Here is an 11,208-nt window from a genome sequence, read left to right on the forward strand (position 1 = left end):
GCCTCAGGCGCAGCTTCAGGCGCGGGAAGCGGCGCCGTCACCTCGTCCGGCGCGGGCGCGCGGATGACGAAATACCACGCCGCAAGCGCCACGCCCGCGCCCACGGCAGCCCCCAGCACCCAACCCAGCTTGCCGCTGGCGGATGCGCCCGTCCCGTTCTTCTCGGCCATGCAGTCCCCCACCGCCCGCGCCGCTTGCCGGGCGCGCTTGAGCGACCATAACAACGCCGCTATCACCGGTCAAAGCAACCCTTTGGGGGAATCCCGATGCCCGCGCCGCGAAAATCCGTCTGTGTCTACTGCGGCTCCCGCTCCGGTGCGCGGCCCGCCTATGCCGAAGCCGCGCGGGAAACCGGGCGGATGCTGGCGCGCAACGGCTGGCGGCTGGTCTACGGCGCGGGCGACGTCGGCCTGATGGGCGAGGTCGCGCGGGCGGCTCAGGCCGCGGGCGCGGAGACCTTCGGGGTGATCCCCGGCCACCTCGTCGCGCGCGAGGTCGGCAAGCGCGACCTTTCGGCCTTCGTCGTCACCGAGACGATGCACGAGCGCAAGAAGGTCATGTACATGAACTCCGACGCGATTCTCGTGCTGCCGGGCGGCGGTGGCTCGCTTGACGAGTTCTTCGAGGTCCTGACCTGGCGCCAGCTCGGCCTTCACGCCAAGCCGATCGTCCTTCTGAACACCGAGGGCTACTGGGACCCTCTCGTGGCGCTCATCGACCGGATCATCGAGGAAGGCTTCGCGGAGCCCTCGCTGCGCGGCTTCGTCCATGCCGTTGCCGACGTGGCGACGCTCGAGCCGCTCCTGCGCGCGACCCTCGGCTGACGGGCCGGGGACCCCGCGCCCTCTCGGCCATTTCCAGCGCAGGCACGCGGGAGTAGGGTATATCCCACTCTACTCAAAGGCGAGCATGGTGTATGATCCGCGCCGTGCAGTAACCAGCGCAGCTGATTTTCCAGACGTCATTTTCAATCATTTGCATGGAGTTTCCCCATGGCGGCCGCTGACAAGGACGTGGACCTGCGCCACGCATCGAAGTTACTCCTCATCACCAATCCCAACTACTTCGGCAATCTGACAGAGCTGAAACTGGCGGACATCCCGAAGGCCGTGCTCAAGAAGGTCGGCGACACGGGCTTCGAGGAGCTGACCTGCATCGGCTACAACCCGGACACCGAGATCCTGACGGCAATCGTGCGGATCAAGCAGCAGACGGGGTATGGCGGCGACGCCTGCACGGACGGCAGCCAGGAATACGTGCGCTTCTACCTCGACTACGGCGACGGCACCTGGGTCGATCACGGCCTCGCCGGCTTCAACATCCACGACTTCCCGTTCAAGGATCCGCTCTGCTATGCCGTCTCGATCCGGATCCGGCCGAAACGCCGGTCCTGCTGCGATGACAAGCCGGTCCTGCCTAAGGTGCGCGCGATCCTGTCCTGGAACACGATGCCGCCCCCCAACATGCCGAACTGGCACCCGGTCTGGGGCAACCGGCTGGAACGCGACATCCAGATCGAGCCGCGCAACTGGTTCATCTGCCATATCCTCGACAAGATCACCGACGTCGGCATCCAGAAGATCGACCCCTCGCTGATCGACAAGATCACCGCGGCCGTCGTCAAGCTGCCGCCGCCGAAGCCGGAGCCGGACCTGCACCGGATCGTGAAGGTGGCGCGGGCGACGGACGAACTGGCCGTGATGCGCGGCGTCTTCCCGGCGGTGGCGAAGCTCGCCGCGGACCCGACCGACATCGCGGCCTTCCAGGCTCTCGCCCCCCTCAAGGCCTTCGACATCGACATCGCGAAGTTCGCCGACTTCCTCGCCCAGCCGAAGTTCAACACGACCTATGAGGAACTGCACTGCGTCGGGCTCGACCGCGACCGCATGCTCCTGCACGGGATCGTGCAGATCAAGCTGAGGTCGGGATATTCCGGCAGCCTCTGCGAGAAGGGCAGCCGCGAATACATCGCCTTCTACCTCGATTTCGGCGCGGGCTGGGAATACCAGGGCACGACCTTCGTCGAGGTCCACGACATCGACGTGCCGAGGGGCGGGCTCTGGTATCAGGCCGCGCTTCCGGTGAACCTCGACGCGCACCGGCAGGAGTACTGCAAGACCGGCCGCGCCAGGATCCGCGGCATCCTCTCCTGGGCGGTCCCGCCGGCGCCGAACCAGCCGAACTTCGTGCCGCACTGGGGCGACCGCGAGGATTGCTGGATCGAGGTCGAGCACCTGCCCGAGGGCGTCATCCCCGGCGTCTTCACCCCGGTCTTGGAGTCGATCGGCAACATGTCGGTGGCCAAGATCGACGGGGCGGGCTACGCCAACGGCGCGAGCGTGGGCGGCACCTTCACCGCCGACGATGCACCCTTCGGCGGCCGCACGCTGCTGAAGGGCAACGGCTTCAACATCCCGGCCGGGCCGATGGAATACCGGGTGATGATCCAGGGCCCCTCGGACGTCAGCCCGCGCGCCTGGACCGTGCCCTTCGACGCCGACGTGACGACCTTCCCGTCGATCACGCCGGTCAGCCAGACGGTAAATGCCGTCGGCGACTGGTTCCCCTGGCTTGCGGCCTCGCCGCTGGTCACGGTGGCCGACAATCTTCTCGGCGCGCTCACCGGGCTCGAGAACGGGCTCCACACCGTCTATCTGGAGTTCCGCCAGCCCTTCGGCCCGGTCCTCGCCATGACGCCGCCGAAGGCCTTCATGGTCGACAACACCGCGCCGACGGCCGATGTCGAGATTACCAGCGGCGCCGGCAACTGCGGCAAGTTCGGCATCGGCGAGGTGATCTCCGGCACCTATGCGATGACCGGGAACCACTCCGGCAGCCTCCTCATCCACGTCACGCCGCTTCCGGAGGCCGCCGGCGGCACGATGGTGATCACCTCGGCCGCCCCGGCCGCCTTCTTCGCACCGCCCTTCGCCGGCGGGAGTGCCTCCGTGTCGATCAGCTATGCCGCGCTCTCGCTCAACACCAACGGGGCGGTGGGCACCTGGGAACTCGACACCACCGGCATGGCCCCCTGCGGCTACAACGTCCGCATCTACGTGCAGGACCGGACCATCGTGAACAGCGGCCCGAACCACTGGGACGCGGGCGACATCGAGGGCTTCTGCCTCGAACAGAGGTGAGCCAGGTGCCGCGAAACGAAGAAGCCTGCCGGGGCGGTCCCCGGCAGGCCTTTCAGGACTCCGTGGCGGGCGGTCGCGTCACAGCCGCGAGGCGACGTTCTCCCAGTTCACCAGCTTGTCGAGGAAGTTCGTGAGATAGGCGGGGCGCTTGTTGCGGAAGTCGATGTAGTAGGAATGTTCCCACACGTCGCAGCCGAGAAGCGCAGTCTGGCCGAAGCAGAGCGGGTTCACGCCGTTCTCGGTCTTGGTGACCTTGAGGCCACCGTCCTTGTCCTTCACGAGCCAGGCCCAGCCGGAGCCGAACTGCCCCGCACCGGCGGCGGCGAAGTCGTCCTTGAACTTTTGGACCGAGCCAAACGACCCGGTGATCGCCTTTTCCAGGGCACCCGGCATCTTCTTGTTCTCGCCCGGCCCCATCATCTTCCAGAACTCGTTGTGGTTCCAGTGCTGGCTGGCGTTGTTGAAGATGCCGGACTGCGCCACGGCGCCCGCCTGATAGGTGCCGCGGACGATGTCCTCGAGGCTCTTGCCCTCCCACTCGGTCCCGGCGATGAGCTTGTTGCCGTTGTCGACATAGGCCTTGTGATGGAGGTCATGATGGTATTCGAGCGTTTCCTTCGACATGCCGAGCCCGGCGAGGGCATCGTGGGCATAGGGAAGGTCGGGAAGGGTAAAGGCCATGGGTCAATCCTTTCGCGCATGGGGAAAGCCTAACCCGTATAAGCGCGCTTGGGTTCCGAAGGTCAAGGGCGGAGGGGCGCCCGGGCCGGTCATACCTTCCGCCCGCGTTGCCGCCCGTCCTCTGCCGGCCCGGGCAGCGGCGCCACACCGGACCATCCGATGCCTGGCCGGACCCGGCCGGGGTCCGGCGGCCGCCTGCGGCTCAGGCCGGGAAAAGCTCCGATCCCGGCCGGGCCGAGACCTCCAGAAGCCCCATCACATAGGCCGCGACCGAGCGGAAGGAGACCAGCGTGAACTCGTCCGGCCCCGATTTCCAGAAGGCGCTCGCCACCTGGGCCGCGCGGGTGCGGCGGATCTCGCCCTCGGCCAGCGCGTCCAGATCGACCGGGCAGAGCTTGCGCAGCACCTCGTCGGCCCGCGCACCCCGGATGGTGAAGACGGCGCGCGCGTCGGAGACGTCGGCGACGAGGTGATGCGTCCCGGAGAGCGCCGCCTCAAGCGCCGCGACGGTGGCCTGCGCCTCGCCGTAGGGCACGAGGACGAGAAGCTCGTCGGGCGACATCCAGGCGGCGGCACGCTCGCCCGCGACCTCGATCCGGCGCTGCGCCGGAACCGCGGTGCCGGCCGCGGCCTTCACCGCCTTCTTCATCGCGGCCGAGCCGAGATCGCCGCGCACGGTGATCATGCCGCGCAGCCCGGCCTCGGCCACCTCGGCGAAGCCCTTGTGAGAAACGCCGCCCAACGCGCTGACAGCCTTAGACATTCTGCTTCTCCCCATCCTTGTCGAAGAAGACCGGATCGACGATCCGCGCCTTGACCACCCGACCACCGTCCACGGGGAAGTCGAGGACCTCGCCCATCCGGTTGGGCCCGTGCTTCACGAGGCCCATGGCGATCCCCTTGCCGAGCGTCGGCGAGAAGTAGGTGGAGGTCACGCGGCCCTGCATGTTGCGCTGGCCGTTGGCGTTGACGCCCTCCGCCACCGCATAGGCGCCATCCGGGATCACGCTGCCGTCGAGCGTCTCGAGCCCGACGAGTTTCCAGCGGTCGGGATCGACCATGTGACTGCGCTCCTGCGCGCGCTTGCCGAGATAGTCGGCCTTCTTCTTGGAGATCGCCCACTGAAGGTTCAGGTCCTGGGGGATGACCGTGCCGTCGGTCTCGTCGCCGATCATGATGAAGCCCTTCTCGGCCCGCATGATGTGCATCGCCTCGGTGCCGTAAGGGGTTACGCCGAATTCCTCACCTGCCTTCAGAAGCGCGTCCCAGAACGCCCGGCCCTCGGATGCGGGCACGGCGACCTCGTAGGAAAGCTCGCCGGAGAACGAGATGCGGTAGACCCGCGCGCGGAACCCGCCGAGCGTCCCCTCGCGCCACTCCATGAAGGGGAAGGCGTCCTTCGAGACGTCGATTCCGCCAAGTTTCTCCAGCAGTCTCCGCGCGTTGGGCCCCGCGACCGCGACCTGCGCATATTCCTCGGTAACGTTGGCGGTATAGACCTTCCAGTCCCACCATTCGCACTGGAGCCAGTCTTCCATCCAGCCGTGGATGCGCTCGGCGCCGCCGGTGGTGGTGTGGCAGAGCCAGGTGTCCTCGGAGAGCCGCACCACCACGCCGTCGTCGCTGAGGAAGCCGTTCTCGGTGCACATCAGCCCGTAGCGGCATTTGCCCACCGGCAAGGTCGACATCATGTTGGTGTAGAGCATGTCGAGGAAGCGGCCCGCGTCCGGCCCCTTGACGATCAGCTTGCCGAGCGTCGAGGCATCGAGCAGGCCGACCGAGTTGCGCACGGCGCGGATCTCGCGGTTGACCGCGTCATGCACGCCCTCGCCGGTGCGCAGGTAGGTATAGGCGCGGCGCCACTGGCCCACCGGTTCCCAATGCGCGCCATGGGTTTCATGCCATTCGTGCATCGGCGTGCGGCGCAGCGGCTGGAAGATCTCGCCCCGCGCCTCGCCCGCGATGGCGCCCATCGAGATCGGCGTGTAGGGCGGGCGGAAGGTCGTGGTGCCGGTGGCCGGAATCGCCCGGTTCAGCGCCCCGGAAAGAACGGCGAGACCGTTGATATTGCTGACCTTTCCCTGATCCGTCGCCATCCCGAGCGTGGTGTAGCGCTTGGTATGCTCGACGCTTTCGTAACCCTCGCGCGCGGCAAGCTGCACGTCGGAAACCTTCACGTCGTTCTGCGGGTCGAGCCACATCTTCATCCGGAGCGCCGGTCCGGCGCCTTGCGGCATGATCCAGACCGGCTGCATCGGCACCTCGGTCGCGGCGACCGCGCCGGGCGCGGTGCCCGCGCCGCCCACGGCCTGGTGCGCGTCGGCGAGGATCTCGTGCGGCGTCAGGATGCCGTTGGCGGCCCCGACGGCGGTGACCATCGCCGCGCCGTCATCGCCCGTGGCCGGCCGCTTCGGGTCGGGGCGGAACATCGCCTGCGCCTCGTCCCAGAGAAGTTTGCCGCCGCAGTGCGACCAGAGATGCACGACCGGCGACCAGCCGCCCGACATTGCGACCGCGTCGCAGGCGAGGCTCTCGATCTCCGCGCCCTCGCCCGCCTGGATGCAGACCGAGACGCCGGTGACCTCCTTGCCACCCTTGACCTTGGCGATGCCATGGCCGACGAGCACCCGTACCCCGCGCGACCGGACAGCCTCGGGCAACTCGCCCTTCGCCTCGGGCCGCGCGTCGATCACCGCCGGGACCACGAGGCCCGCGTCGAGAAGCGCCAGCGCGGTGCGGTAGGCGTCGTCGTTGTTCGTCACGACGACGGTGCGGTCGCCGGGGCTGACGCCCCAGTTGACGACATAGTCGCGCACGGCGGAGGCGAGCATGACGCCCGGGATGTCGTTGCCGGCGAAGCTGAGCGGCCGCTCGATCGCGCCCGTCGCGGTCACGACATGGCCGGCGCGGAGCCGCCAGAGCCGGTGCCGCGGCCGTCTGTCGCCGGGCGTGTGATCAGCCACGCGCTCGTAGGCCAGAAGATAGCCGTGGTCATAGAGACCCGCCGCCATCGTCCGCGTGCGGAGCGTGACGTTTTCCATCGCAGCAAGGGCTTCGACGGCAGTCTTCACCCAGGCGTCGGCGTCCTGACCGTCGATCTGGACGCCGTCCACGACCGCCCGTCCGCCCCAGTGCGCCGTCTGCTCGATGAGCCAGACCCGCTTGCCCGCACGTCCCGCCGCGAGCGCCGCCGCGATCCCGGCGATGCCGCCGCCGACGATCACCAGGTCGGCGAAGCCGTAGGCGTATTCGTAGCGGTCCTCGTCTCGGTGCGTCGGCACCTTGCCGAGGCCGGCCGACTGCCGGACGATCGGCTCGAAGAGATGTTTCCAGGCGAAGCGCGGGAACATGAAGGTCTTGTAGTAGAAGCCCGCCGGCAGGAACCGGGCGACCTTATTGTTGATCGCGCCGATATCGAACTCAAGGCTCGGCCAGTGGTTCTGGCTGACCGTCTCGGCGCCCTCGAAGAGCTCGGTCGTGGTGGTGCGCTGGTTCGGCTCGAACCGCCCGCCCTGGCCGAGCCCGACGAGCGCATTCGGCTCCTCGGCGCCCGAGGCCATCACCCCGCGCGGACGGTGGTACTTGAACGACCGGCCGACCATGGTCTGCCCCTCGCCGAGGAGCGCCGAGGCGAGCGTGTCGCCCGCGTAGCCCTTCATCCGGCGGCCGTTGAAGGTGAAGGAAAGCGGCTTCGTCCGGTCGATCAGCCGGCCGCCCTTCGATAGACGCGTGCTCATTTCCAGCCCTCCCAGTCCGGGCGTTTCGCCTTGATCTTCGCCTGCAGGTCCGCCGGCGGCTCCTTCGACTGCGCCGGGTAGGTCCCGAAGACCTCGAGCGTCGCCGTGCAGCGGGCGGCGAGGAACCACTTGCCGCAGCCGTAGGCATGCCGCCAGCGTTCGAAATGCACGCCCCTGGGGTTCTTGCGGACGAAGAGATAGCTCTCGAACTCCTCGTCCGTCGAACCGGGCCCGTAGCGCTTCAGATGCGCCTCGCCGCCGGCCGCGAGTTCAGTTTCCTCGGCCTTCACGTCGCAACAGGGGCATTCAAGGGTCAGCATGTCATTGTCCTTTCGGAACCGGGCCGGGGGCGCTGCCCCCGGACCCCCGAGGTATTTGGGGCAAGATGAAAGCAGGTCTGGTTCATCAATGCGCCACCCCCGCGGCGACGCTCTCGTCGATGAATTTCCCCTCGCGGAAGCGGTACATCGAGAATTCCTCGGTCAGGGGCGAATGGCCGCGCGCCATCAGCTCCGCCATCGCCCAGCCGGACCCCGGAATGGCCTTGAAGCCGCCGGTGCCCCAGCCGCAGTTGACGAAGATGCCGTCGACGGGCGTCTTCGACAGGATCGGCGAACGGTCGCCGGTCATGTCGACGATGCCGCCCCACTGGCGCAGCATCTTCAGGCGGGACAGCATCGGGAAGGTCTCGATGAGCGCGCGGACGGTTTCCTCCACGTGGTGGAAGCTGCCGCGCTGGGTGTAGTTGTTGAACCCGTCGGTGCCGCCGCCGATGACCATCTCGCCCTTGTCGGACTGGCTCATGTAGCCGTGCACGGTGTTGGCCATGACCACCACGTCCATGCAGGGCTTGATCGGCTCCGACACGAGTGCCTGAAGGGCGAGCGATTCGATCGGCAGGCGGAAGCCCGCCATCTCGGCCAGCACCGACGAGTGGCCGGCGACGACCATGCCGAGCTTGTCGCAGTCGATCGCACCCTTGGTCGTGTCGATGCCCCTGACGCGGCCGCCCTCGGTGCGCACGCCGGTGACCTCGCACTGCTGGATCACGTCCATCCCCATCGCCGAGCAGGCGCGCGCATAGCCCCAGGCCACCGCATCGTGGCGCGCGGTGCCGCCGCGGGCCTGGTAGAGCGCGCCGAGGACCGGATAGCGCGGCCCGTCGATGTTGATGATCGGCACCAGCTTCTTCACTTCGGCCGGCTCGATCCAGCGCGTCTCGACGCCTTGCAGGTTGTTGGCGTAGACCGTGCGCTTGTAGCCGCGCACCTCGTGTTCGGTCTGGCCGAGCATGAGGAGGCCGCGCGGGGAGAACATGACGTTGTAATTCAGGTCCTGGCTCATCGTCTCGTAGAGCGAGCGCGCCTTTTCGTAGATCGCGGCCGATGGGTCCTGAAGGTAGTTCGAGCGGATGATGGTGGTGTTGCGGCCGGTATTGCCGCCGCCGAGCCAGCCCTTCTCGATGATCGCGACATTGGTGATGCCGAAGTTCTTGCCGAGATAGTAGGCGGTGGCGAGGCCGTGGCCGCCGGCGCCGACGATCACCACGTCGTATTTCCGCTTCGGCTGGGGCGAGGCCCAGGCGCGTTCCCAACCCTGATGGTAGCTCATCGCCTCGCGCACGACAGCGAAGACGGAATAGCGTTTCAGGCCCATGCGAATCCCCCCTGGTCCAGCCTTCGAGGCGTTCTCAAGCTTGTGGAACACCTCAAGGGCAGCAAGCGTCCGGCAAACGTCGCAACGGGTAAAAATGCGACAAGCGCCCCGGTTCTGCGACAAGGTGCCCCCCGGCACGGGGCGCTTCGGGCTTTCGCGGGGCGCCGGGAACGCTTACATCGGGCGTCGAAACGGAGACGCGATGCTGTTCTGGACCCTCTCGATCGCCCTCGCCGCCCTCGTGGCGCTGGCGCTTGCGCGCGCGCTCTGGCGCGGCGGGGCCGGCCGGGCGGAGGCCGAGGCCGACCTTCAGGTCTACCGCGACCAGCTTCGCGAGGTGGAACGCGACCTCGCCCGCGGCGTGATGCCCGCGGCGGAGGCCGACCGTGCCCGGATCGAGATTTCGCGCAAGCTCCTCGAGGCCGACCGCAGCGGCCGCGCGGCGCCCGCGTCGGCGCGCGGCAACCCCGTGGTTCCGCTCGTCCTCATCGGCGCGGCGGTGGCGGGCGCGGTCGGCCTCTACGCGACGACCGGCGCGCCGGGCTATCCGGACCTGCCCATCGCCAAGCGCATCGCCCGGGCCGAGAGCTTCCGCGAGGCCCGTCCCTCGCAGGCGGAGGCCGAGGCCCAAGTCGTCCTGCCGGAACGGCGCGTGCCGGCGGCCGACTATCTCGCGCTGGTAGAGCGCCTCCGCGTGGCAGTGGCCGGCAACCCCGACGATCTCACCGGGCAGCGGCTCCTCGCGCGCAACGAGGCGGTGCTCGGCAACTTTCCGGCAGCGATCGCGGCGCAGCGACGGGTGATCGAGCTCTCCGGCGCCGCGGTCACGGCCGAGGACTATGCCACGCTCGCCGATACGATGATCCTGGCCACCGGCGGCTACGTCTCGCCCGAGGCGGAGGCCGCGCTCGTCCGGACACTGGAACTCGATCCGAGGAACGGCACGGCGCGGTTCTATCTCGGCGCGATGTGGGCGCAGACCGGGCGCCCCGACCATGCCTTCGCCCTCTGGCGCGGTCTCCTGGAGGAGGGGCCGGAGGAGGCGCCCTGGATCCCGGCGATCCGTTCCGACATCGCCATGCTCGCGCGGGCGGCGGGCGTTCGCTACGCGCCGCCCCCGGCGCCTGGCGCCGCACCCGGACCGGACGCCGCGCAGGTGGAGGCGGCGGCGGCGATGACGCCGGAAGAGCGCCAGCAGATGATCCGCGGCATGGTCGACCAGCTTTCCGAGCGGCTCGCCTCCGAGGGCGGCGCGGCCGAAGACTGGGCGCGGCTCATCACCTCGCTCGGCGTTCTCGGCGAGGCCGGGCGCGCGAAGGCCACCCTCGCGGAGGCCGAAGGGCGCTTTGCCGGCCGCGACGCGGAGCTTGCCGTGATCCGCGCGGCGGCCGCCCAGGCCGGGGTCGCCGAGTGATCTTCGAGCGGATCGAGGACTTCACCGCCGCCCTGCCCCGTGCCCGGGCGCTCGCCGGGCTCGACCTCGGCACGAAGACCATCGGCATCGCGGTCTCGGACCCGCTTCTCTCGGTCGCCTCGCCGGTCCTGACGATCCGGCGGACGAAGTTCACCGCCGATGCGGCCGCCCTCCTCGACCTCTGCGGCAAGCGGGGGATCGGCGGGCTCGTCCTCGGCCTGCCGCGCAACATGGACGGGACGGAGGGCCCGCGCTGCCAGTCCACCCGCGCCTTCGCCCGCAACCTCGAGCGGCTGACCGAGCTTCCCATCACCTTCTGGGATGAGCGTCTTTCGACCGTCGCGGCCGAACGCGCGCTCCTGGAGGCGGATACGTCCCGAAAGCGTCGCGCCGAGGTGATCGACCATGTCGCCGCCGGATATATCCTTCAGGGTGCGCTCGACCGGATCGGGCATCTGAGGCGGGGACCATGACGGACGAGATCTGGAAACGGCGGGAGATCGAAAGCCCCTGCGTGCGGGTCTGTGTCGTCCATCCGGCCGAGGGTCTCTGCGTCGGCTGCTACCGCTCGGTCGACGAG

10 protein-coding genes are annotated in these 11,208 nt (G+C 68.6%); 5 read left to right on the forward strand and 5 right to left on the reverse strand.

The window, feature by feature from the left end; genetic code table 11:
* The first annotated feature begins 266 nt into the window (after window positions 1–266).
* A complete protein-coding gene (locus F9K34_RS13315; RefSeq protein ID WP_291337457.1) occupies window positions 267–824 on the forward strand; it encodes a TIGR00730 family Rossman fold protein in 558 nt (185 codons plus the stop codon).
* A gap of 168 nt (window positions 825–992) precedes the next feature.
* Window positions 993–3,140 carry a hypothetical protein gene (locus F9K34_RS13320; protein ID WP_291337458.1) on the forward strand — a complete coding sequence of 716 codons (2,148 nt, stop codon included), beginning with the start codon at window positions 993–995 and terminating at the stop codon, window positions 3,138–3,140.
* Window positions 3,141–3,218: 78 nt separating this feature from the next.
* Here F9K34_RS13320 and F9K34_RS13325 read toward each other — a convergent pair whose 3' ends face one another.
* The 5 genes from F9K34_RS13325 to F9K34_RS13345 all read right to left on the reverse strand — a co-directional run bounded on the left by F9K34_RS13325 (window position 3,219) and on the right by F9K34_RS13345 (window position 9,208).
* Window positions 3,219–3,821, reverse strand: coding sequence for a superoxide dismutase (locus F9K34_RS13325; RefSeq protein ID WP_291337459.1), 603 nt, complete (start codon window positions 3,819–3,821; stop codon window positions 3,219–3,221).
* Between the two features lie 202 nt (window positions 3,822–4,023).
* Entirely contained in the window at window positions 4,024–4,584 is a 561-nt protein-coding gene (locus tag F9K34_RS13330) for a sarcosine oxidase subunit gamma (protein WP_291337460.1), read from the reverse strand.
* Window positions 4,577–7,558 (reverse strand): sarcosine oxidase subunit alpha family protein, encoded by a 2,982-nt coding sequence (locus F9K34_RS13335; RefSeq protein ID WP_291337461.1) that lies wholly within the window; start codon window positions 7,556–7,558, stop codon window positions 4,577–4,579. Before F9K34_RS13335 ends, F9K34_RS13330 begins: the two co-directional genes overlap by 8 nt.
* Window positions 7,555–7,878 carry a sarcosine oxidase subunit delta gene (locus tag F9K34_RS13340; RefSeq protein WP_291337462.1) on the reverse strand — a complete coding sequence of 108 codons (324 nt, stop codon included), beginning with the start codon at window positions 7,876–7,878 and terminating at the stop codon, window positions 7,555–7,557. The genes F9K34_RS13335 and F9K34_RS13340 overlap by 4 nt, the downstream gene beginning before the upstream one ends.
* A gap of 85 nt (window positions 7,879–7,963) precedes the next feature.
* Window positions 7,964–9,208: a sarcosine oxidase subunit beta family protein gene (locus F9K34_RS13345; protein WP_291337465.1), complete on the reverse strand. Its 1,245-nt coding sequence runs from the start codon at window positions 9,206–9,208 to the stop codon at window positions 7,964–7,966.
* A gap of 208 nt (window positions 9,209–9,416) precedes the next feature.
* Between F9K34_RS13345 and ccmI the strand changes: the two genes are divergently transcribed.
* The 3 genes from ccmI to F9K34_RS13360 form a co-directional block, all read left to right on the forward strand.
* On the forward strand, window positions 9,417–10,628 hold the full coding sequence (gene ccmI, locus F9K34_RS13350) for a c-type cytochrome biogenesis protein CcmI (protein ID WP_291337463.1): 1,212 nt from the start codon (window positions 9,417–9,419) through the stop codon (window positions 10,626–10,628).
* Window positions 10,625–11,101, forward strand: a complete 477-nt coding sequence (gene ruvX, locus F9K34_RS13355; protein ID WP_291337464.1) for a Holliday junction resolvase RuvX — start codon at window positions 10,625–10,627, stop codon at window positions 11,099–11,101. Before ccmI ends, ruvX begins: the two co-directional genes overlap by 4 nt.
* Window positions 11,098–11,208: DUF1289 domain-containing protein (locus F9K34_RS13360; protein ID WP_291337466.1), on the forward strand; the 111-nt coding region annotated here is incomplete at its 3' end. The genes ruvX and F9K34_RS13360, both read left to right, overlap by 4 nt.

Source organism: Albidovulum sp., assembly GCF_008933605.1.
Classification (GTDB): Bacteria; Pseudomonadota; Alphaproteobacteria; order Rhodobacterales; family Rhodobacteraceae; genus Albidovulum.

Excerpts from the sequence above, each read along its gene's own strand:
- F9K34_RS13325 (WP_291337459.1), bottom strand. The coding sequence starts at position 3,821 with ATGGCCTTTACCCTTCCCGACCTTCCCTATGCCCACGATGCCCTCGCC.
- F9K34_RS13340 (WP_291337462.1), bottom strand. The coding sequence starts at position 7,878 with ATGCTGACCCTTGAATGCCCCTGTTGCGACGTGAAGGCCGAGGAAACT.
- F9K34_RS13335 (WP_291337461.1), bottom strand. The coding sequence starts at position 7,558 with ATGAGCACGCGTCTATCGAAGGGCGGCCGGCTGATCGACCGGACGAAG.
- F9K34_RS13320 (WP_291337458.1), top strand. The coding sequence starts at position 993 with ATGGCGGCCGCTGACAAGGACGTGGACCTGCGCCACGCATCGAAGTTA.
- F9K34_RS13315 (WP_291337457.1), top strand. The coding sequence starts at position 267 with ATGCCCGCGCCGCGAAAATCCGTCTGTGTCTACTGCGGCTCCCGCTCC.
- ccmI (WP_291337463.1), top strand. The coding sequence starts at position 9,417 with ATGCTGTTCTGGACCCTCTCGATCGCCCTCGCCGCCCTCGTGGCGCTG.
- F9K34_RS13330 (WP_291337460.1), bottom strand. The coding sequence starts at position 4,584 with ATGTCTAAGGCTGTCAGCGCGTTGGGCGGCGTTTCTCACAAGGGCTTC.